The organism is Thermonema rossianum DSM 10300, from assembly GCF_000426825.1.
Classification (GTDB): Bacteria; Bacteroidota; Bacteroidia; order Cytophagales; family Thermonemataceae; genus Thermonema; species Thermonema rossianum.
The window spans coordinates 212,571-235,256 of the sequence record NZ_AUGC01000004.1 but is presented as its reverse complement, the minus strand read 5'-3'; the positions used below and the strand labels follow the sequence as shown (position 1 = coordinate 235,256).

20 protein-coding genes are annotated in these 22,686 nt (G+C 48.7%); 7 read left to right on the top strand and 13 right to left on the bottom strand.

All coding sequences use genetic code 11. The features are described from left to right. Positions 1 to 2 precede the first annotated feature (2 nt). From K384_RS03260 to K384_RS03245, 4 genes are all read right to left on the bottom strand, one after another. The gene (locus K384_RS03260; RefSeq protein WP_038029318.1) at positions 3 to 863 is read right to left on the bottom strand and encodes a universal stress protein; all 861 of its coding nucleotides are present in this window, start codon (positions 861 to 863) and stop codon (positions 3 to 5) included. A 48-nt stretch (positions 864 to 911) separates the two neighbouring features. Then, complete coding sequence (locus tag K384_RS03255; protein ID WP_038029317.1) at positions 912 to 1,724, bottom strand: universal stress protein; 813 nt, start codon at positions 1,722 to 1,724, stop codon at positions 912 to 914. A gap of 59 nt (positions 1,725 to 1,783) precedes the next feature. Then, positions 1,784 to 2,161, bottom strand: coding sequence for a hypothetical protein (locus K384_RS03250; RefSeq protein ID WP_038029316.1), 378 nt, complete (start codon positions 2,159 to 2,161; stop codon positions 1,784 to 1,786). 116 nt (positions 2,162 to 2,277) lie between these two features. Then, complete coding sequence (locus K384_RS03245) at positions 2,278 to 2,757, bottom strand: SixA phosphatase family protein (RefSeq protein WP_038029315.1); 480 nt, start codon at positions 2,755 to 2,757, stop codon at positions 2,278 to 2,280. A 211-nt stretch (positions 2,758 to 2,968) separates the two neighbouring features. Between K384_RS03245 and topA the strand changes: the two genes are divergently transcribed. The 4 genes from topA (at position 2,969) to lptB (ending at position 9,093) form a co-directional block, all read left to right on the top strand. Continuing rightward, positions 2,969 to 5,320 (top strand): type I DNA topoisomerase, encoded by a 2,352-nt coding sequence (gene topA, locus K384_RS03240; RefSeq protein ID WP_038029314.1) that lies wholly within the window; start codon positions 2,969 to 2,971, stop codon positions 5,318 to 5,320. After that, entirely contained in the window at positions 5,320 to 7,017 is a 1,698-nt protein-coding gene (gene menD, locus K384_RS03235; protein ID WP_051633077.1) for a 2-succinyl-5-enolpyruvyl-6-hydroxy-3-cyclohexene-1-carboxylic-acid synthase, read from the top strand. Before topA ends, menD begins: the two co-directional genes overlap by 1 nt. Beyond that, positions 6,978 to 8,282 carry a type IX secretion system plug protein gene (locus K384_RS03230; protein ID WP_038029311.1) on the top strand — a complete coding sequence of 435 codons (1,305 nt, stop codon included), beginning with the start codon at positions 6,978 to 6,980 and terminating at the stop codon, positions 8,280 to 8,282. Before menD ends, K384_RS03230 begins: the two co-directional genes overlap by 40 nt. Positions 8,283 to 8,346: 64 nt before the next feature. Beyond that, positions 8,347 to 9,093 carry an LPS export ABC transporter ATP-binding protein gene (gene lptB, locus K384_RS03225; RefSeq protein WP_038029309.1) on the top strand — a complete coding sequence of 249 codons (747 nt, stop codon included), beginning with the start codon at positions 8,347 to 8,349 and terminating at the stop codon, positions 9,091 to 9,093. 79 nt (positions 9,094 to 9,172) lie between these two features. On the opposite strand, the gene K384_RS03220 is transcribed toward lptB, so the two are convergent. The 4 genes from K384_RS03220 to K384_RS03205 all read right to left on the bottom strand — a co-directional run bounded on the left by K384_RS03220 (position 9,173) and on the right by K384_RS03205 (position 17,020). Then, entirely contained in the window at positions 9,173 to 11,683 is a 2,511-nt protein-coding gene (locus K384_RS03220; protein WP_038029307.1) for a WG repeat-containing protein, read from the bottom strand. Positions 11,684 to 11,804: 121 nt separating this feature from the next. After that, positions 11,805 to 13,823, bottom strand: a complete 2,019-nt coding sequence (locus K384_RS03215) for a urocanate hydratase (RefSeq protein WP_038029305.1) — start codon at positions 13,821 to 13,823, stop codon at positions 11,805 to 11,807. 117 nt (positions 13,824 to 13,940) lie between these two features. Further along, entirely contained in the window at positions 13,941 to 15,488 is a 1,548-nt protein-coding gene (locus tag K384_RS03210) for a hydroxymethylglutaryl-CoA reductase (RefSeq protein WP_038029303.1), read from the bottom strand. A gap of 128 nt (positions 15,489 to 15,616) precedes the next feature. Further along, positions 15,617 to 17,020, bottom strand: a complete 1,404-nt coding sequence (locus K384_RS03205; protein WP_038029300.1) for an MBL fold metallo-hydrolase RNA specificity domain-containing protein — start codon at positions 17,018 to 17,020, stop codon at positions 15,617 to 15,619. A 64-nt stretch (positions 17,021 to 17,084) separates the two neighbouring features. Here K384_RS03205 and K384_RS03200 point away from each other — a divergent pair, with 64 nt between their 5' ends. Further along, positions 17,085 to 18,218, top strand: a complete 1,134-nt coding sequence (locus tag K384_RS03200; RefSeq protein ID WP_071837435.1) for an NAD(P)/FAD-dependent oxidoreductase — start codon at positions 17,085 to 17,087, stop codon at positions 18,216 to 18,218. Continuing rightward, entirely contained in the window at positions 18,215 to 18,883 is a 669-nt protein-coding gene (locus K384_RS03195; protein WP_038029297.1) for a GNAT family N-acetyltransferase, read from the top strand. The genes K384_RS03200 and K384_RS03195 overlap by 4 nt, the downstream gene beginning before the upstream one ends. 21 nt (positions 18,884 to 18,904) lie before the next feature. Here K384_RS03195 and K384_RS03190 read toward each other — a convergent pair whose 3' ends face one another. The 3 genes from K384_RS03190 to K384_RS03180 form a co-directional block, all read right to left on the bottom strand. Then, positions 18,905 to 19,360 carry a YbjN domain-containing protein gene (locus K384_RS03190; RefSeq protein WP_038029294.1) on the bottom strand — a complete coding sequence of 152 codons (456 nt, stop codon included), beginning with the start codon at positions 19,358 to 19,360 and terminating at the stop codon, positions 18,905 to 18,907. A gap of 216 nt (positions 19,361 to 19,576) precedes the next feature. Further along, positions 19,577 to 20,557 (bottom strand): DUF6976 family protein, encoded by a 981-nt coding sequence (locus K384_RS03185; protein ID WP_038029292.1) that lies wholly within the window; start codon positions 20,555 to 20,557, stop codon positions 19,577 to 19,579. Between the two features lie 4 nt (positions 20,558 to 20,561). Beyond that, on the bottom strand, positions 20,562 to 20,750 hold the full coding sequence (locus K384_RS03180) for a hypothetical protein (protein ID WP_038029290.1): 189 nt from the start codon (positions 20,748 to 20,750) through the stop codon (positions 20,562 to 20,564). A 231-nt stretch (positions 20,751 to 20,981) separates the two neighbouring features. Here K384_RS03180 and K384_RS03175 point away from each other — a divergent pair, with 231 nt between their 5' ends. Continuing rightward, the gene (locus tag K384_RS03175; protein ID WP_051633075.1) at positions 20,982 to 21,680 is read left to right on the top strand and encodes a PepSY domain-containing protein; all 699 of its coding nucleotides are present in this window, start codon (positions 20,982 to 20,984) and stop codon (positions 21,678 to 21,680) included. A 248-nt stretch (positions 21,681 to 21,928) separates the two neighbouring features. Here K384_RS03175 and K384_RS03170 read toward each other — a convergent pair whose 3' ends face one another. Both K384_RS03170 and K384_RS03165 read right to left on the bottom strand, forming a co-directional pair. After that, entirely contained in the window at positions 21,929 to 22,237 is a 309-nt protein-coding gene (locus K384_RS03170) for an antibiotic biosynthesis monooxygenase family protein (protein ID WP_038029288.1), read from the bottom strand. A 16-nt stretch (positions 22,238 to 22,253) separates the two neighbouring features. Beyond that, positions 22,254 to 22,622 carry a DMT family protein gene (locus K384_RS03165; protein WP_038029501.1) on the bottom strand — a complete coding sequence of 123 codons (369 nt, stop codon included), beginning with the start codon at positions 22,620 to 22,622 and terminating at the stop codon, positions 22,254 to 22,256. Positions 22,623 to 22,686 lie beyond the last annotated feature (64 nt).

Genomic DNA, 22,686 nt, shown 5'->3' with positions numbered 1-22,686 from the left:
CATCATTTTCCTTTTTCCACATTGAAGGTCCATACCGGCAGCTTGGCGTGCATAGCCACTTCTTCTGCAATGCTGGGGCGGGGGCTCAACAGACGACGCAGACCACGGCGCCCATGCGTACCAATGGCTATCATGTCCATCCCAAAATCTTCGGCATAGTGCAAACACCCTTCTTCTTCATCTATGTCGGCATATTCGGCAATATTGTAATTTCTGATGCCATGCTTGTCGAGCCATTCCTCGGCGCGCCGCTTGGCTTCACGATAGGGCATCACATCCCCGGGCACATTGACCCGTACCACATGCAAGCGGGCGTTGAGGGCTTCTTGCAAATGGGCTAAATGCTGAATGAGCGCATCACTCATGTCTTCTTCGTAAAGCGAGTTGAAAAGCGCGATATCATTAATATCTTCGGGTGATACTTTGTCTTTAATTACCAATACAGGCACCTTGGCATAACGAATCACCTTTTCTGTATTACTACCTACATATTCATAATCATGGTTGCTGATGCCATGTGACCCCATAATAATGGAATCTACCGGCTTGTCAGTAATTTTTTCAGCGATGCTTTGCATGAAGTTGCCAATTTGCAAGAATACTTCCAATTCCACATCACTGTACTGAGCAGCCAAAGCCTGTAGTTTTTGTTGGGCTATTTTAGTCATAAATAGCTCATAGGCCTTTTCTTCATCGGTTTGCACGATACGCACGCCGTCTATGTCGGCATATACATGCAAATAACTTTCTACTACATGGAAAAGGTCAATAACAGCCCCCTTGGCTTTCGCCAGCTGGTACGCAAAATCAAGTGCATATAAAGATTCTTGTGAAAAATCGACAGGTACGAGGATACGCTTCATAAACAAAACTATTTTGGGTTATACATTACAGAATAAAACACAATTCTATTACAGAGCATATACCGGAATGGGCAAGAACCCTATAAGAGAATCGCTGACCGATTGGGTCAATAGTTTTTGCCAAAAACCGCGCTCATGCTTTCGTGGCTTAATCGCCAGACAGTCGGTAGGCGTTGTTTCCAAATATTGCTTTATGCCGGCTTCCGGGTTGCTGCCCCGGACAAAGTCCAACTCATGTTCTACTTCCTCAAACAGGCTGTCTACCGCCAAGCTCTTCATGGCAGTGCCCAACGGCATATTGGCCGGTTGCGGGTGCACGTGTAAAATACGCACATCTGCCTGCAAAAGTTTGGCAAAAACGGCCAGTGGCTTAATTTCCTCTAAGCTTTGTATTTGCTCATAGTCACAAGCAAAGGTAATATGGCGGATGGGGGCAAAAGTTGTATGTGGCGGAATCAGTAATACAGGCGCAGGTGCGGCATGTAACATAAAAGATGCCGTACTTCCCAATAGACGCATGGTTTTTCCGGCACCACTGGTTCCCATGAGTAGCAAATCTACCGGTGCTTCTTTAAAAATAGAGAGAAGTTCGGCCTCTCTGTCTTTACCTATTTTGATATAGGTGGTTCGATAGCGCACGTCTTTGTTGTAGAGGTAGTTTTTGCGCAGACTCTCCATCTTGGCCTCTATGGCTGCCACAGCCTCCTCGCCTTTGTCCAATTTGTCAAAAGTAAGTACATGGAAAAGCGAAAGGTCGGCGCCCAGTCTGCGGCAAAGCTCAATGGCATAAAGCAAGGCACGGTCGGCATTATCGGAAAAATCGGTAGCTACCACTACATGGTCAATAGTGTTCTTATGCATATTGTTGAGTTTTGTTTGTGTGCATTTTTTAGTAAATGATAGAATCGCTTGTGTATGAATTACCACATGGACAGATACAAAACATGCTCCTGCCATACCACCTCCCGTATGCGCTTTGGCGGATGCTCAAAATCATGTCTAAACGAGCATTGTTCATGTGGCAATAAACCGGACAGTTCCATCAGTAAATGACGTCCTCTAAGGACAACCTTCAAAACAGCCCCTTTGTCTAAATATAAAATCACTTCGTTGGCACTCAATACCTCCCAAGAATCAGGATTTTGCGGCAAATAAAGCATTGCCACCGTTTCTTTGTCAAAAGACAAAAGGCGCAGCGAGGCGGCAGGCTTACCGCCCGGCAACAAGCCAGCTTCTATGCTTGGCTGCCCCGGCTGAAAGAGCTGTGTGGTTCCGGAAAGTTCATGTGTTGCGATCATGGCAAGAGGGGTTTAGTGAAGGGTTAAACATATAGCTTTGACTTATCTTAAAATTACATAGCCCCTCTTGCTTTTCCAATGATTCAACTCATTTTGTTTGCTGATTTTTATCATTTTCAATATACGGCGTCGAAGCGCCCCAGCAGTGTAGCCATCTGTCCGCTAAGCATTGTCCAGTCGTCAACGGGCAGGCTCAAAGCCACTGCCGAAGCAGGCGACAAGCTACCCAGCGGCTCACCCGTTACCCACTCGGCAAAGTAGCTTAAATAAGGATTGTGCCCAACCAAAGCCAGGCTCTCGACCGGCCCGGACATCTGCTCCAGCACTTCCACTATCTGCCGCATGGAAGCATTATAGAGGCGCTCTTCTTCTTGAAGGGCTGCTATATTCAACCGCTCAGCCAACAGCTGCGCGGTTTCGCGGCAGCGCCGGGCACTGCTGTGCACAATAAGTGCCGGTAAAAAATGCTGCTGTTGCATCCATTCACTCAGCAAATAGGCCTGCCGGATACCTCTTTGCGTAAGCGCCCGCTCTTTGTCGGACAGGGCGCCTTCTTCCGCTTCCGCATGACGAATCAAAATCAACTTTTTCTCCATCTTTGTAGTTTTAAATAAAAAATTACCTTCGTAAAGATAAAATAATCAGGTGTTTTTGAAGCCATTGAAAAACAAGCTTTATATATTTGCAATTCTTTTTGTAAAATACCTTACACACAAAAAAGAAAAAAGGCTTTCTACTGAATTGAAAGATTTATTCTTTTTTTGCAGTCTCTAAATACCGGTCTTACCAAAACAAAACCCAAGAGCAATGCCCAAGAATTTAATGATAGTAGAATCACCCGCTAAAGCCAAAACCATTGAAAAATATTTAAAAGACCAAGATTTTGTAGTGCAATCGAGCTATGGTCATATTCGCGACCTGCCCAAAGGCGAGCTGGCCGTAGATATAGAAAATGACTTTCGCCCCACCTACGAAGTAGATAAAGAGAAGAAAGATATTATCAAGAAGCTGGAAACCCTGGCCAAGCAAGCCGAGACCGTGTGGCTGGCCACTGACGACGACCGCGAAGGGGAAGCCATCTCCTGGCACCTGAAAGAAGCCCTTGGCCTGGACGAGCAAAAAGCCAAGCGTATCGTATTCCGGGAAATCACCAAAAATGCCATCTTGAATGCGATAAAAACCCCCCGTCAAATAGACATAGATTTGGTCAATGCCCAACAGGCGCGCCGCATTTTGGACCGTCTGGTGGGCTTCGAGCTGTCGCCTATTTTGTGGAAGAAAATCAAATGGGGCTTATCGGCAGGGCGCGTGCAGTCGGTGGCCCTGCGCCTCATTGTAGAGCGTGAAAGAGAAATCGAGGCTTTCCGGCCCACCGCCTCCTACAAGGTAGTAGCCCTCTTTGACTTGGGCAACGGAAAGCAGCTGCAGGCAGAGCTGAAAAAAAACCTGCCTTCGCTCGAAGAAGCGCGCCGTTTTCTGGAAGACTGCCGGCAGGCGGCTTTCACCATTTCGGCACTGGTAAAAAAACCATCGAAGCGCTCGCCTGCCCCTCCGTTCACCACTTCTACCCTGCAGCAGGAAGCTTCGCGCAAGCTGGGCTTTTCGGTAGCGCAAACCATGACCTTGGCACAACGGCTCTATGAGTCGGGGCATATTACCTACATGCGTACCGACTCCACCAACCTGTCGCAAGAAGCCATCAACATGGCAAAAGAGGTCGTTATTGAACGTTTTGGCAGCCCCTACAGTCAGCCACGCCAATATAAAACCAAAGCGAGCGGTGCCCAAGAAGCACACGAAGCCATTCGCCCTACCGACTTCAGCCGCCTGGAGGTAAGCAGCGACAGCGCCGAACAGCGCCTGTATGAACTCATTTGGCGCCGTGCCATCGCCTCTCAAATGAGCGATGCACAAATAGAGCGCACCATCGCTACCATCGACATATCGACCCGCCCCGAGCAACTCACCGCCGAAGGTGAGGTCATCTTGTTCGACGGCTTCCTTACGGTGTATATGGAATCAAGCGACGAGGAAGACGAAGAAAGCAACAAGGGCGGAAACAAAGCCCTGCCCCCGCTTAAAGAAGGGCAGCGTTTAACGCTGGCAAGCATGAAAGCCACCGAACGGTTCAGCCGCCCGCCGGCACGCTACACCGAAGCCAGCCTGGTACGCAAGCTCGAAGAGTTGGGCATCGGGCGTCCTTCTACTTATGCGCCTACGATTTCTACCATACAAAAGCGTGGTTATGTGGTGAAAGAAAGCCGCCCCGGCAAAGAGCGTACTTATCATGAGTTGGTATTGCAAGGGCAATCCATCAAAGAAGAAGAAAAGACCGAAATCTACGGAGCAGAAAAAAACAAGCTGTTCCCTACCAATACCGGCATGGTGGTTACCGACTTTCTCATGCAGCACTTTGCCGATGTGATGGACTATTCCTTTACTGCCAAAATAGAAGCTGCCTTCGACGAAATAGCACAAGGCAAGCTCAACTGGGTAAAGATGCTGCGCGAGTTTTACGACCACTTCCATCCCAAGGTGGAAGCCACCACCCTCATTGACCGCAAGGATGTGCCCAACCAACGCCTGCTGGGCACCCACCCCGAAACGGGCGAGCCGGTGTATGTGAAGCTCGGGCGCTACGGTGCCTATGTGCAAATAGGGGACGGCAGCGATGACGAAAAACCCAAGTCTGCCAGCCTGCGCAAAGGGCAGCTGATGGAAACCATCACCCTCGAAGAAGCGCTGGAACTGTTTAAGCTTCCGCACGAAGTGGGCAGCTTCGAAGGCAAGCCCATCGTTGCCAACATAGGGCGTTTCGGACCTTATTTGCTGCACGACGGCAAATTTTACAGTCTCGGAAAAGAAGATGACCCGCTCACCATAGACGAAGCCCGCGCCATCGAAATCATAGAGAACAAACGGCAAGCCGACCGCGAGCGTACCATCAAAGTATTTGACGAAGCCGGCATTCAGATACTGAAGGGGCGTTTCGGACCTTATATCAAAAAAGGCAAGCTCAATGTGTCGTTGCCCAAAGGCAAAGACCCCGAAAGTCTGAGTGTGGAAGAGTGCGAACAATTGATTGCCGAATATCAAGAAAAGAAAAAAAGCAAAGGCAAAGGAAAGAAAACAAGCAGTAAATCGAAGAAGAAAGAGTAGTGAAAGCCTATCATGCAGCATATCAAATAGTGGGATTGTTGGCCGCACGGGGCTTACGCCACGTGGTTGTCAGCCCCGGCTCACGTTCGGCACCTCTGACCCTGGCTTTTGCGCGCCACCCCCAAATCAAAACCTATGTGGTGCACGACGAGCGCAGTGCTGCCTACCAAGCCTTGGGCATGGCACAAACCCTCCGTCAGGCAGTGGCTTTGGTTTGTACCTCCGGCACGGCAGCCGTCAATTTTGCCCCGGCAGTGGTAGAAGCTTTTTACTTGGAAGTGCCCCTGCTGGTATTGACTGCCGACCGACCGCCGGAATGGATAGACCAACAAGACGGACAAGCCATCCATCAAGGACAATTGTTTGCTCCGCACGTAAAAGCCGCCTATCAACTGCCCGTCTCTTATGAACACCAAGACGCACGCTGGCATCTGCTGCGCTCAATAAACGAAGCCTACAACGAAGCCATGCGTTTCCCATGCGGGCCGGTGCATGTCAATTGCCCTTTCCGGGAACCTCTTTACCCTGCCCCACACGCCCCTCTCACTTTCGACGACGCCCCCCGCTGCATTGAAGAGCTGCCCGCCGAAACACAAACACTGAGCGAAAGCAATTGGCAACAGTTGGAGAAGCTGTGGGAAGCAGCCCGCCGCCCCCTAATCTTGGCGGGGCAGAGCCACTCCCCTATGCCTTTCTACGAACACATTGAGCAGTTTTGCAACCAACTGCATGTGCCCGTGGTACATGGGCGTCTGGCAAACTACCCCTACCACTCGGGCCTTCCCTATCCCAACATCCTGCCGCAAGACCTTGCCCCCGACTTGCTGGTTAGCGTGGGCGGCAGTGTGCTGTCGAAGCCCCTCAAACTGCTGTTGCGGGCGTGCCCACCCGCGCAGCATTGGCACATACGTCCGGCAGGCAAGGTAGCAGACCCTTTCCGTGCACTTACCCATATTCTGCGCTGCGATGAAGCCGCTTTCTTCCGGGAAGCCGCGCGCCGCTTTTCACCTAAAGCAAAAGACTACCGAAACCGCATAGAAGAGCTGACAACTGCCTACGATGCCTTTCTGCAAGACGCATTCCCTGCAAAAACAAATGAACTGCACGAGTTGTGGCTCACCCAACAACTGTTGCAGCAGCTGCCCGCCCACGCCCTGCTCTACGTAGCCAACAGCAGCCCCGTACGTTATGTAGAGATGTTGCGCAGTCGCCGTGATGTGGTCGTACGCGCCAACCGCGGCACCAGTGGTATCGACGGCTGCACCAGCACCGCCTTGGGCGCCGCACGTGTCGATGACCGCCCGGTGTTCCTGCTCACCGGCGACATTGCCTTCTTCTATGACAGCAATGCTTTTTGGGAAGCGCCACACACATTGAACCTCAAAGTTATTTTAATAAACAACCAAGGCGGCGGTATTTTCCGTTTAATCGATGGACCACGCCGGCAAGACGAAGGACCTGCTTTCTTCGAAACGCCCCATCAGCGCCGGGCCGCCTCTTTGATGGCACACTACGGCATTCCGTGCTTTCAGGTGCACAGCACCGCTGATTTTGAAAGTCAATGGGAAGCTTTCGTTTCCCGGGAGGGCATGGCAGTCATGGAAGTGATGGTTGACAGGCAACTGAATGCCCATATTTTTGAAAAGTTTCAACAATCATGGAAAGAAAAACAGCCTATGGTTTCGCGCTCGCATTGAGTCTGATAGCAGCCGCCTGCATGCCGGTAAACTACCCGGTACAAAAAGACGAAGTGCCGCTCGTATATGACGACCACCGCTACCATGCCGACATATACACTGACTTGTTGTATCCGGTACGCGGCGAACAAGAGCTACTCACCGAACCGCCGGTCATTGCTTTGGGCGGCGATGAGCACCTGCGCCTACGCTTTGATGACCTGGGCGAAGACGTGCGCGATTTCTATGTAAAAATACAGCACTGCCAACATGACTGGACTCCTTCGACACTGCCCGAAAATGAATATCTCGACAGTTACAACGAGTTCAACATTACCGACTACAGCTTTTCATTTCAAACCCGGCAGCCCTATGTGCACTACCGTTTCGATGTGCCGCCGGTAAAACACTCGGGCAATTACCTGCTGACCGTATATAGCCGCCCCGACGGGCGCCCGGTGCTGAGCCGCCGTTTTATGGTGTATGAAACCGGCGCCGCAAGCCTGCGGGGCGAAGTGCAAAGCAGTGCCCTGCCTGCCGAGTTGAGCAGCCATCAGCAAGTAAGCTGGGTGGTAGAATACACCTCCGGACAGCTGAGCATCAGCTATCCGCAAGAGCAGTTGCGCTTGTATGTGCAGCAGAACTATGAAGCAGACAGCCGCCGTTTATATACCCCCTCGCGCTTCGACGAGCTGCAGCAACGCATCGAATACCGCGATTTCACGGGCAAACAATCATGGGAAGGAGGCAATGAGTATCGCCGCTTCGACGCGGGCAGCCTGCGTTTTCTGGGTTTTCATGTGGCAGAAGTGTTCTACCCGGAAAGCGGCGACTCGCTCGTCCGTCTGCATTTGGGAAAAGACAAAAGCCGCCGCCCGGCGCCTTATTTCACACGCAACGACATGAACGGTCTGTTTTTGATAAAAAACTACGACAATGACTATCCCCATACGGGCAGCGACTACGTGAAGGTGCATTTTTATTTGGAGACCGACAGCATACCGCCCCAAGGGGTCTATGTGGTGGGGGCTTTCAACGGGCGCCACTGCCGGGAAGCGAGCCGCATGCATTACGACAGCAGCCGGCAGGCACTCACGGCTACACTCTTGCTCAAACAAGGCATTTATGATTATGCCTATGCCACCCCCGACAGCAGCGGGCAGTGCCATATCACCCCCTGGGAAGGCAACTTTCAGGAAAGCCGCAATGTGTATGAAGGCTTTTTGTATTACCGGGTAGCGCCGGGGCGCCCCGACCGCCTGGTGGCTTACCGCCGCCTCCGGTAAGTCCTGCCGTTTCCGGGGCTTTGTTGTATATTTGTATTTTCAGGCAGCAACCAAACAATTCCATATGATTTTACGTGCAGAGAACTTACTCAAACAATACGGCAAGCGCAAGGTAGTGAACCAGGTATCGGTGGAGGTCGAGCAAGGCAGTATCGTGGGGCTGTTGGGGCCCAACGGTGCGGGCAAAACCACTTCTTTTTACATGATTGTAGGGCTGATTAAGCCCAATGAAGGCAAGATTTACCTGGGTGATGAAGACATCACCCCCCTGCCCATGTACCGCCGTGCCCGGCGCGGCATCGGTTACCTGCCACAGGAGGCTTCGGTGTTTCGCAACCTGAGCGTGGAAGAGAACCTGCTGGCCGTGCTCGAGATGACGGGCATTCCCAAGAAAGAACAGAAAGAGCGTGCCGAGCAGCTGCTCGAAGAGTTCAGCCTTACGCATGTGCGCAAGAGTTTGGGTAAGGTGCTTTCCGGGGGCGAACGCCGCCGCACCGAGATAGCGCGTGCCTTGGCTTCGAACCCCAAGTTTTTGCTGCTGGATGAACCTTTTGCAGGAGTTGACCCCATTGCCGTAGAAGAAATACAAAAGATAGTATATAAGCTGAAAGCCAAAAATTTGGGCATTCTCATCACCGACCATAACGTAGATGAAACGCTTTCTATTACCGACCGGGCGTATGTCATGTCACAAGGGAAGGTATTCCGCTCGGGCGTGCCCGAAGAGCTGGTCAACGACCCGGACGTGCGCAAGTATTATCTGGGCGAGTTGTATGAGTTCAAACGAAAGATTTTTGATACAGCTTCTTAGAAAAATCTATCATTGACTAAAAAAGCAAAGCGGCAAGCACCGGAATGATGCCTGCCGCTTTTTTCTGTTCACCTTGTCTTTATTCTTTCCAATAGCGGGTACCGTTGAGGTGGATATAACCGGCGTGTCTTCTGCCGTCTTTATCCTTGTAGGTAACGCGGTATATCTTTTCGTTGTGTGTAGGGTAAATGGGGTATTCGCTGGAATATACCACCTTGCCCGTGCGGGTGTTGATGAGGTGGTAGGCTCCTTTTGTTTTGATAAAATTTAAATTGATATCAGCATATAAGGGATAATCAAAAACAGTTAAATTTTTGATAGGATCTATGATAATTCCTCTTTCAGAAACACCCCAGTGCACAGTATCTTTTCCAATACTTGCCCATACATCTTCCGGATCCCACCGATAAAGCTCCTTGACGTCATCCTGTAATGACAAAAGCTGCTCACCTTTAGCATTAATGAAAGCTTTTTTTCTTAGATACAACAAAACAGGTATTCCGTCGTGCAGAAGATTTTTTACAGGTTTATAAAATAGTTTAAAATCGTCCCGACTATATATTGAACCGATCAGAGCCGGCTCATCGGCTAAAAGCCCAAACAACTTACCCTCCCCTTTTTCAGGGAATGTAATCAAATAACCATCAGCTATTATTTCGAGCTGTTTGATTTTCGAAGCTTCTTCTTCCTTGAAAACGAGCTTCCGGCGTTTCAGGTCATATACGTTCACTTTAGATGGATAGCTATTGGTATTAGACATCTCTACAAAACGATTCGATAAGATTTTATTGGGCAGGTAAGCCGTGGAGCTATCTACCGAGTAAAGCACCTTTTTGAGACTTAAGTCTACAATATAGCCTACCGTCCATTTCATGGGGGATAGCACATAGTTGGAAGGTTCTGTAATCAAAATATTGTCTTTTACATCCTTTATACCTTTTGCCCCTAAGAGCCAAGGCAGTGCGAATTCCCCATTCCTATTGACAAAATTAATACCGTCAGTTTCATAATCTTTATATTGCTCCTCGCCATATAACCATTTAGAAACAAACAAGCCGTATTGTTTTGAAATTGCATCACAAAAAGGTGTATTGGTGAGGTCGTTTAACGGGAAGTTACTATACACAAAGAAAGAAGGAGAAGGTTTCTTTTCATTTGTGTGCCAATTCATAAAATACCATGAGAGATATTCATCCCTTTTCATCCCCGTTTTAGGCATTTTATAAGTCCATAGAAGCAAGCTATCGGAAAAGGGCATTATCAAAATAGACTCCGGAGCGCGATAAAGCTCCTTTCCAAGGCTATCAAATAGGATATTTCCTCCCCACTTTTTATGCTTCCATATATCGAAACGCTTCCAAGCCTTTGGGTCAACATAAAAATCACGAGCAGTCAAATAACCATTGCAAGGCGGTCCTACCATATCATATTCTGCAGGTAATACTTCTTTTTTTTGCCATGCACTATAAGCCCCCCATTTTTTACCTTTCCTTACCGGAACTAAAAGAGGACCGCGATAATCCCAACGGGCAGTAATCACTTCATCGTAGTTAGGTGGCACTACCCAATCGCCCTTAAGGTTAATACACCCTACCTTATCAGCTACTTTCACAGCCAATAGACCGTTATTAACCGGGCTCTTTAAGTAGGTAAGTGCTTCAAGGTCAAACTTATCTACCAAGTCGTCGAATTCGGCATTTCCTACATGTATTTCATTGGGAGAGCCTATGTCAATGTAGGCGACCCTTATCTTGGTAGCTCCTGAGGGCTCCTTCCTCTGCAAAGCAAATAGCTTATTTGAAAGAGATGAATAAAGAGGCCTTAGAGAAGGGACATATACACAAGGGGTTATTTCTTTTTTCAACGGAATGGACCAAATCCCCATCTTCCCTTGATTATACACCTTTAAAAACTGCGTAGGGAATTTATCGTCTTCAAAGGGGTCAACAGATATTTTTTCGTAATTAAAAGGCACCAATTCACCTTCTTTTATGCTCCAAAGCCCCATCTTGCCATCCTTCTTCAAAAGGACCCATCCTTGTCTTCTCAGATGCGTGACAAACTTTTCTTCTCTCTCGTCAATAATGAAGAATGTATTATAAACTACTTGAGCGTGTCTTATTATCCACTCCCGGCTTATGATATCCCAAACAGAGAGATAAAGAAAACCTGCTTGGCGTTCTAAAAACCACGCCCTGTCATTTTCTACTAAGAATACAAATTCCGTATTTTTTTTGTCTCCAGTAAAGGGATACTCCTTTCCGGTTGTTAAATCAATAAAAGATGCCTCATTGTTCACTGTAACTGTAAGTATATATTTGGGTGAAAAACGTTGCAGGAGCTCCTCTCGTCCCCTCTCTATAATTACTTTGCCTTTTTCATCAATCACCAAATAGCCCTCCGTCGTTTGTACCACTGCCTTTCCGTTTACAAACTCTCCTGCTTCAAGGTAACGGCAGGGCAGCACCAGCTTGCCTGTTTCATCGGCATAGCCCCACTTGTCGCCACAGTTGTAAGGCACAAGGGTTTGGGCATGACTCCAAAAAGTGAGAAAGGTTAAAAGAAGCAGAATTGATAATACTTTTTTCATTTTTACTTTATGTTTTGATGGTTACAACGAAATATCTTTTGTAAAAATCATGTCAAAAAATTACAGCTGCCCTTTAAGGGCAGCTGCCGGTTTTCATACATGGTGAAGGCACCCTTCGCCCCTAAAACAAGCCCTCCAGCAGCTCATCATCCACCAGGTTGGGCATGGTCACCTTCATTTTGGGCTCTTGCTGCATGGCGCGGCGTATGGTGCTCATGGCATGCGGATTGCGCGCCCAGCTGCGGCGGGCAATGCCGTTATTCACATCCCAGAAGAGCATTTGATGCAGGCGACGGTCGGCATCATCCGAGCCATCGATGACCAAACCGAAGCCGCCATTGATAACTTCGCCCCAGCCTACGCCGCCTCCGTTGTGCAGACTTACCCAGGTGGCACCACGAAAAGCATCGCCTACGAAATTGTGCACTGCCATGTCGGCAGTGAACTGCGAACCATCGTAGATATTGGAAGTTTCACGGAAGGGCGAATCTGTGCCCGACACATCGTGGTGGTCACGTCCCAGCACGATGGGGGCTTTGATGCGTCCCTCACGGATGGCACGGTTGAATGCAGCGGCAATACGCATACGCCCTTCGGCATCGGCATACAAAATGCGGGCTTGTGAACCCACTACCAGTTGATTTTCTTGTGCATGCTCTATCCACAAAATATTGTCTTTGAGCTGAGGCTTAATCTCGCCGGGCGCTTGTTCATACATGGCGCGCATCACCTCCAAAGCGATGGCATCGGTAGTGGCAAGGTCTTGCGGGTCGCCGCTGGTGCAGACCCAACGGAAGGGACCAAAGCCATAATCGAAGCAAAGCGGTCCCATGATGTCTTGCACATAAGAAGGATAGCGGAAGGTGCCGTCGGGGTTCAGCACGTCGGCACCGGCGCGCGATGCCTGCAACAAGAAAGCATTGCCATAATCGAAGAAATACATGCCGTTGGCTGCATGACGGTTGACAGCAGCTATATGACGACGCAACGAAGCATGCACCAGCTCTTTGAAACGCTCCGGCTCTTCGGCCATCATGCGGTTGGCTTCTTCATAAGAGATGCCCACGGGGTAATATCCGCCGGCATAGGGGTTGTGTAAAGAAGTTTGGTCGGAGCCTAACTCTATGCGTATGCCTGCTTCGGCAAACTGCTCCCACACATCCACCACATTGCCCAAATAAGCAATGGAAACAGCCTCTTTGTTTGCTTTGGCTTCGCGCACCCGGCGAATGAGCGTCTCCATGTCGTCGATGACTTCATCGACCCAGCCCTGCTTATGGCGCGTATGCAGGGGTTTGGGGTTCACCTCGGCAACTACCGACACAAGACCGGCAATTTTTGCGGCTTTGGGCTGCGCCCCACTCATTCCTCCCAAGCCGGCACTTACGAACAACATACCGCCAAAGTCGCCATCCGGCTTTACCATGCGGGCGGCATTCAATACAGTGATGGTGGTGCCATGCACAATACCTTGCGGGCCAATGTACATATAAGAGCCGGCAGTCATTTGCCCGTATTGAGTCACCCCCAAGGCATTGAATCGCTCCCAATCGTCAGGCTTGGAATAGTTCGGAATCATGAGGCCGTTGGTAACCACCACACGCGGTGCATCGGGGTGCGAAGGGAAAAGTCCCAGCGGATGCCCCGAATACATAACGAGGGTTTGCTCGTCGGTCATGGTGGCTAAATACTGCATGGTGAGCAGGTATTGCGCCCAGTTTTGGAATACAGCACCATTACCGCCATAGGTAATGAGCTCGTGCGGATGCTGCGCCACTTCGGGGTCCAAGTTGTTTTGAATCATGAGCATAATGGCTGCCGCCTGCTTGGAGCGGTGCGGATACTCATGAATCGGGCGCGCATACATAGGATAATCCGGGCGGAAACGGTACATATAAATACGTCCGTAGCGTTCCAGCTCTTCGGCAAACTCTTTTGCCAGCACTTCGTGCCACTTTTTGGGGAAGTAACGCAAGGCATTGCGCACTGCCAGTTTCTTTTCTTCTTTGGTGAGTATATCCTTACGTTTGGGCGCATGGTTTACATTGGGGTCATAAGGCTTAGGCGGCGGCAACTCTTCGGGAATGCCTTGCAAAATAGCTTTTTGGAAATCAGTCAATGCGGAGGTGGATGTCGTCATAATTTTGTCCTATTTTTTATACAAAATTAACTAAAAATTCAGCTTTGGAGCTTGTATTGCCATAAAAAAAAGCCGCCATAAAGGCGACTTTTTCAATAAAACAGTGTTTTTGGCAACTTAACGGTTGCGCCCGTATTCCTCGTGACTCGAGATCCAGTCGAAAGTGGAGATGGCAGAAGCCAGCGATATTTCGCCGGCAAGCACCACTCCGGCTACAATTTCGGCAAATTTATTCACTTTGCCTTTGCCATAGCAGCCCAAGAGCTCAAGGCATTCACGTTGGGTAGCCAGGCCGGTGCCCCCGCCATAAGTAGCCACTATCAAAGAAGGGATGGTAATGCTCATATACAAATCTTTTTCCGGCGTAAGCTCGCAGTAAAGCACCCCCGCCGAGGACTCCGACACATTGGCGACATCTTGACCGGTGGCAATAAACATGGCCGTGATGGCATTGGCAGAGTGCAAGCCGTTGTTGTTGGCGCCCGAGAGGATAGACCCCACATTGGCCACGTTGTAATGATAGAAGAGTTTTTCGGTATCAACACGCATGATTTGCTGTAAAACCTCCCGCTTTACGGTACACTCGGCAACCACACGTTTCCCTCTTGTTCTCATCACGTTCACCTGTGATGCTTTTTTGTCGGTGGCAAAGTTCGATTCAAGATAGAACTGCTTGATTTTGCCGGGTGTATAGTTGTCCAGTATCCAACCACAGGCAGCAAAAGTAGCGCGCCCCACCATGTTTTGCCCTGCGGCATCGCCGGTATAGTAGTTAAAACGCATGAAAGCAAACTTATTTGAAAGGTAGGTGTCTATTTCCTTCAACTTGGCAACGCTGGAGGTTGCTTCTGCTTCACGGGCTATGTTGTCGAAGTTGTCTTGTACCCATTTGGCGAAGTCGCGGGCTTCGCGGGCATTCTCGAAAATAAATACCGGTGCACGCTGCATGGCATCGCCAATAACGGTGCAGGTAACCCCTCCACTCAGGTTCAGCACCTTCATGCCGCGGTTGTAAGAAGCCACGAGGGTGCCTTCGGCAGTAGCCAGCGGAATGAGGAACTCGCCTTGTGCGTGCTCGCCGTTTACTTTCAGCGGACCGGCAATGCCCATGGGTACCTGTGCCACACCTATAAAATGCTCGCAGTTGCCTTGTGTAATATGTGGATCGAAAGAGTAGTGAGGAATGTGCTCCAGCTTTTTGCCGGTAAACTCCTCCACAAATTTCTGCCGGGCTTTGATGGCGCTTTCGCTGTAATCATCGTTGGGGTCGCGGGGTATCTTTTTCAGGTCTTGAGGTTCCTTTTTAATGGCATCGTCGGTCTTGATGGTCAAGTTACCGAAGGGCGAAGCCTTGAATTCCACTACAATGTGGTGCATGCCTTCGGGCAGCGGCTCACAAGGCACTGTAAGTTCTATTTGTTTGCGCAAAGGAAAATGAATTTTGTCTTTCATCTGCGATGCCTTAAATAGCGGACTGCCATCCAGCAGGTCCACTGTGATTTGGTCGGCATCGAAAACTTTGTCATCGATTTTCACCCGCTTGATAGCCACCAAATCGGCATCTTTCAAGCGGTTCTTGATGCGCAAAGACACGCCTCCGGCTACATTTTTGAGGCTTCCGTGGGTGTAAAGCTGCTTCAGCAGAATGCTTGGTATAAGGTTCATAATTTTCTGTTGTTTTTATGTTTGCAGGAATTAGGTAAAAGTATGCATGTAGTAATATAATTATTTTTTTAAAAAAACAAAAGGCGAGCATCAAGTTATTGGATTGGTGAAATATTTCACTCAAAAAATCATATTCCATCAAACAGGCGGAACGATTCCATAAAATTCGGAACAAACACATGCCGCCATTCAAAGCGGTTTTCTATTTGCTCTTTCATGGCTGTGGCAGCCGGTGTCTCTCCATGTATGATAAAAGTATATTTGGGTACAGCTTTAAAACCACTCAACCACTGCAGCAGCTCCTCACGGTCGGCATGTGCCGACAAGCCGGCCAACATAGCCACTTCGGCATGCACCGGCACATGCTCGCCAAATATTTTTATCATTTCTTTCCCCTCCAATAAATCGCGCCCGCGTGTACCTTCTGCCTGATAGCCCACCAACAAAACCATGTCTTCATAGCGGGGCAAGCGATGATAAAGATGGTGCAGGATACGCCCCCCGGTACACATGCCACTTGCCGAAATAATAATGGCCGGGTGGCGCAATTCATTCAGGCTCATGGAAGCCTGCTGTGTACGATAGTAGCGAATTTGCGGATGATTGAAGACGTCATGCCCGTCGTTCAGGTCCTCATCTTTCAGCTTGTGGTAGTCTTGATATTTCTTGTAAAGGTAAGTGGCACTGATGGCCATGGGGCTGTCCACATAAATAAACAAGCGAGGGATTTTTCCTTCATCCATCAAGCGGGTGAGTAAAAAAAGCAGTGTTTGGGTGCGTCCTACGCTAAAAGCCGGAATAAGTACCACGCCTTCACGACGCACCACTCTGTTTACCAAAGCAGCCAGCCGCTCCGTTACCTCTTCTTTTTCCACCTGGCGGTTGCCATAAGTAGATTCCACCAACAAAACGTCGGCGTGTTCGATATGCACGGGCGGATACATCACGGGGTCATGATAACGCCCCAAGTCGCCTGAAAAAACCAATTTCTTTTGCTGGTGGTCGCCTTGTATGAGCATTTCCACTATAGCAGCGCCCAATATGTGGCCGGCATAACGATAGCGTATTTTTACGCGCTCATGGATGCTTATCCATTCATCGAAAGGCTGTGACTGAATCAAAGGGAAAACAGCCTGTGCATCTTCTGTGGTATAGAGGGGCAAGGGCGGATTGTGCTTGGAATAGCCTTTTTTGGCGGCATAGCGTGCTTCTTCTTCTTGCAGCTGGGCGGCATCGGGCAGCAGCAACTCCAACAGGGCGGCTGTGGGTTCGGTACAATAAACCGGGTTTTGATAGCCCTGCTTGCAGAGCCGGGGCAAGTAGCCCGAGTGGTCTATGTGCGCATGTGTCAGTATTACGGCATCGATGGTATTGACCTCTACCCCTATGTCTTGCCAGTTGCGCCGGCGCAGCTCCTTTAAGCCCTGAAAGAGCCCGCAGTCCACCAATAAACGGAAGTCGCCAATATCCAAAAGGTATTTGGAACCTGTTACGCTGCGTGCCCCACCCAAAAATTTAATGTTTACATCCATAAAAACCGATTTAAAAGTCTTTTTTCTTAAATTTAAAATATTCAATCAAAGGCACGCCGTTTTTATGAATACTTTTTTCGATGTCATCATTGTGGGGGGTGGCTTGGGGGGCTTGGCCACAGGCATACAGCTGGCCATGAACGGCTTACAGGTGGCTGTTTTTGAAAAGAAAAAATATCCTTTTCACAAGGTATGCGGCGAATATCTCTCGCTGGAAGCCTACGATTTTTTATGCTCTTTAGGCGTTACCCTTTCCGCCGGGCGGTTTCCACGCATTCACCGGCTTCGCCTGACGGCGCCTTCCGGCTTTGCCATAGAAAGCCCCCTTCCTTTGGGTGCCATAGGTGTCAGCCGTTACTACCTGGATGCAGAGCTGGCACAAATTGCCCGGCGTGCAGGTGTGCACCTCATGGAAGGCAAACGGGTGTTGCAAATAGAGCAGCAAGCGCAAAAGGTGGTTGTACATACGGCTTGCGGGCACTGGCAGTCAACAGTAGCCGTTTTGGCACATGGCAAATACCCACCGGCCGGTGCAGAGCGCAAGCGGTCTGAAGGAAAAGCGCAGTATGTGGGCATAAAGTATCATGTTCCGGCCGGGGCGGTCCTGCCTCATACTATTGAATTGCACACTTTCAAGGGCGGTTACCTGGGCAGTTCACACGTCGAAGACGGCAAAGCATGTCTTTGCTATCTTGTAACACAACGACGATTGAAAAGCAACTCTTTGGCGGCTTTGGAAAGTGCTATCATGAAAGAAAATCCCCAAATTGAAAAACTGTTGAGTGCCAAAGGACCGGGAAAAGCCACCACTATTTCGCAAATAACCTTGGGGCGTAGAACACTATGGCAAAACAGACTTTTTGCTGTTGGCGACAGTGCCGGCGTTATTGCCCCGCTTTGTGGAAACGGCATGAGCATGGCATTGCATGCCTCCCTGCTGCTGGCACAAGCCCTCAACAGCTTTTTCCGTGGCGAGTACTCGTTGGCAGAAGCAGGGCTATATTATGAAAAGGAGTGGCAAAAGCTATTTGCTTTGCGCATGCGGGCAGGCAGTCTGCTTCAACCTTTGCTAAGCTTACCTGCATTGACGGAAATAGCGATACGCAGCATCGGAAAAAGCCGCCTATTGCCTGCTCTTATCCGTAAGACACACGGCCGGGCTATCCCCGCATTTGTGCCATCAACGCAAACACCATGAGTCAACAATATTTCTTTACAGACTATGTTTCAGACGATATGCTCGACCGGCTGCTGGCAGACGGCTGGCGCCACTTCGGTTGCTATTTTTTCCGTCATACTACGGAGGCCTACCGGGGCATGCACGTGCCGGTCATGCCATTGCGCATCCGGCTCAAGGATTTTGTCATGAAAAAACGACAACGAAAAATATGGCGCCGGAATCAACGCTTTGTGAGCGTTATGCGTCCGTTCCGTTTCAGCATACAGAAGCAGTTGCTCTTTGAAAAGCACAAGCAGCGGTTCCATGAACACGTACCCTCACATCTGTTCGATTTTCTTTCGGAACACCCCGAACGTCCTACCCGTGTCTTTGAGTTCTGTGTGTATGACCGGGAACACCTTATCGCTGCCAGCTTTATTGATGTAGGCCGGACGGCGACTTCCGCCATTTATGCCATGTTTGACCCGGATTATGCCACCTACAGTCCGGGCATTTACACGCTGCTGGCCGAAGCTCACTATGCCCGCCAACAAGGAAAGGCGTATCATTATCTGGGATATACCTATCCGGTGCCCTCACACTACGACTACAAAAAGCAGTTTACGGCTTTGGAATATTATGACTGGAAAAAATGGCGCTGCTTTCCCAATGCCAACCCGCATTTGAAAAGCAGCGCTCCATAAACGGTGTGTCCGGGGCATGATTTACGAACTACGAGTAGTGCGTTTGCCCATGGCATCTTCAAACTCTTTCAGCAGCATCTCTTTTACCTGATCGGCGGTGGCGCTCATATCATCCATAATGGAAGCCACTTCTACGGGGTCCAGCCCTTTCAAAAAGCGGCAAGCTGCCAAATAGACCTCCCCGGCAAATAATTCAAAGCGCTCATTGACAAAAGAATGATTGAGCTCCAAAAGACGCTGAAAGAATTGACGCTTGCGGCGACGCGGAATATCCATGATTTTACAAGTGAAAGAAATGGTGTCGCCGTTTTCATTATCTTCATCGGCAGTAGGTGTTGTGTTGAGCATAATCACCATCTTGATGCTGCCCCGCTCAAAGCTCCAGCAACCGGGATAAGCGGCACGAGCATCCTCGGGGTCTATACCCAAAATACGAAAAGCTTCATCTACATATACGGCATAATCTAAATATCCCATTGCATTTGGTTTTAAGGAAAGCAAAATGTTTTACAAAATTGCAAAATTCAGCGTAAAACGCTTACTCAAACAAGGAAGAAAACCGCTTTTTTTGGAAAATATTTTTACAACTTGCTTTTCAACAAAGCAAAAATAAAAAAATAAGGGGCAAACCCAAAGGGAATGCCTCTTATCGATTTTGCTCATTTTTAGGCTTAACACATCAGCAAAACGCTCTTACACCATATCTTCTATGACTAAATAAACAAAGGTCACATTCAACAGATGATACCCTATTTCGCCATAGGTAAACACACCGGTGAAGCCGGGCAGTGCTTTGCCTTCCAGCTGAAAGTTGAAGTAATTGTAAAGACAGCTGTAAGAATATTCTATCGGCTTGCCGTTTTCTTTACGCAGTTCTTCAAAAAAACGACTCGCATAGTCGCCCTCTACGGGCTTTGCCAAGCGATATTCCACCCCGCGAAACGTAGGCGCCGCAAAAATCATCCGGCGATTGAGATCGTCTTTTATCATACCTACATTGATTTTGGCGCCTGTATAATCGGCTACCAAGGGTAAAAAACTGTTTTGAGTAAGCATATATTCGTATAAATCGCGGCGCTCGCCATTGACCAGGCAGTGCGTATGAAAAAAGCCATCCTCCTCAAAGGTGATGATATCGCCCTCGCCCTGCTCATACACATTGATGATTTCCACCCGCCCCACTTTATGAGCCGGCAACTGTATGTGTAAAGCCACGCCTTTGTCTTCATAACGCTGCCCTTGCACATAGACTGCCGGCGCCTGCTGTCCTACCTTGTCGAAATCAACACCTGCCACCCACCCCATCAGTGGGTTGATGTATTGGTTGGGCAAAGACGGTGCCTTGAGGGCAAACTGAAAGTGCACGTCGGTGAAGAAAGGCAGGACCAACAGTATAAGTCCGTTATCATAGGCATCGGTGGCCACTTGTTCTATGGTTTGTGCATCGTAGGTTTCAAAACGGTAGGCTTCGGCCAAGCCGGTAAAGTCCTTCACATACAACAAATCCCGGCTGTGTTTGCCACCGTCAACATCCAAAAGATAGGGGTTGCTGCCACCAATCCAGTTTCCTTTGGGAAGACGCTGCAACAGGCTGTCGTCCCCGGCAATGACCAGCAAGCGCCCCTGTTCAATCAAATCAATCGTATCTGTAATATCGTATAATTTTCCTTCCATTCAACTACCAGGATTTGAATATTTCTTTACAATCTGCTTGCACTGCCAATGAATATTTTTCACATAACTGATAAAGCCTGTCTATGGCTTCCGGCATGGTAACCGTACCGAACGCCAGTTCGCGGCGCAACTGCGTCAGCACCAATTTCAATACGAAGTTCCTGTAGTGGTGCTCTATTTCACCGGTTATCATTTTTTTCCACTCTTCCCTTTCCTTGGGTGGTATACTTCTTTTTGAATAGGACTTCGACTCCATGCCGTGATGTTATCATTCAACCAACAGTGCAATATTAATAATTAACAAAAAAGTACGCAAGTGATTTTTGATAAAATTTATAATTTTTTTGAAAATTCATACTCATTGCCTGCGATTGCCTATATTTGCCTTGCCGCAGAATAAAAAAACGTACTCATTTTTTACCCAATGAAAAAGCTATTTCAAGGCAAACAAACAAGACACATACGCCGCTGGCATCGCTATTTAGGCTTGGCTACCGGCATTCAGTTCTTACTTTGGACTGTCAGCGGCCTGTACTTCAGCTGGTCAGACATAGACCATATTCATGGCGAGCACCTTAAAACAAGCTACGAGCCTCCTGCTTTTGATTCTCTTTTGTCGCCCACTCAAATCGTAATGCCGGTACGTGAGGTAAGTTTCAGAGTCATCAATGGGCAACCTTATTATTTTATTAACAATCAGCGGCTTTATCATGCCAAAAACGGCACTCCCAAAGACACACTCACCCCACAAGAAGCCATTCAGCTTGCCGGCGAACATGTAAGTTCAGATTTAAAAGTAAAGCAAGTAGAGTACCTTACCCAAGCAGGCAGCCATCATGAGTACCGCGAACGCCCTTTGCCTGCTTATGCCATTCACTATGGGGGCGCCGGCGCCCCCATAGCCTATGTTTCTGCCAAAGACGGGAAATTCCAAACCATACGGCACCGCGCATGGCGTTGGTTCGATTTTCTATGGATGACCCATACCATGGACTACCGCAGCCGCGACGATATCAATAACTGGCTGCTGCGTATTTTTTCTGTCGCCGGCTTAATAACCGTGTGTAGCGGTTTATTGCTGTGGATGGTTTCTTCGAAGCGCGTACGTAAAATGGTAAGCTAAAAGACGGGAGCGTTACCGGGGATAGGTTTCTTGTCCAAATTATATCAATTACCTTGGTTCATTTCTCGCGCAGCAAAGCGTAGCATGTCATTTCGAACGGAGCGAAGCGTAGTGAGAATTCTCAATCTCACCACACGGCAAGAAGTGAAAGAGATTTCTCGCTTACGCTCGAAATGACAAAGAAAAAAAACTAAAAAAGATGAATACATTTATTTTTAAGTTACACTCTTAAAAAACAAGGCATAGCCTCAAAAACAACGCTGGTACTCCACTTTGCATATCCGCAGGCAATAGTGCCGGTACCACTCTTTCTGTCCACGTTCTATGGCTATTTGGTGTAACGCATGCTCACGCCACCGCCGAATACTCTCTTTGTCTTGCCAGTAAGAAACGGTAATGCCCAAACCGGCAGAAGTGCGTGCACTTTCTACTCCTAAAAACCCTTCCTGCAAGGCAGCCAGCTCCACCATGCGTTGCGCCACCGCTTCATATTCGGCATGCCCCCCGTCTTTTAACAGGGAAGTAAAAATAACGGCATAGTAAGGTGTTGCAAGCATAGGCGTGGCAATGAAGTTACTTTTTAAAGATAAAATAAACTGCCAATATCAGGCAGACAAAACCGGCAATATGGTTCCATCGCAAGGGCTCTTGTTTGAAAAAGACAAGCATAAAAACGGTGAAGACAGAGAGCGTAATCACTTCCTGAAGGACCTTCAATTGCCATAGATTGAAAGGACCGCCGTGTTCGATATGCCCCAAACGGTTGGCAGGCACCTGAAGCATGTATTCAAACAAAGCTATACCCCAGCTGAGAAGAATCACGCCCCACAAAGGCAAGTTTTTCAACCAGGCCACATCTTTAAACTTCAAATGCCCATACCAAGCCAAGGTCATAAATACGTTGGAAAGCACCAACAGGCATATAGTGTAAAATCCTCTCATACAAAACTTTGTTTCCGGTTTTACCCAAGCGCGCAAAAATAAAAAACCTGCCACAATATGCAGC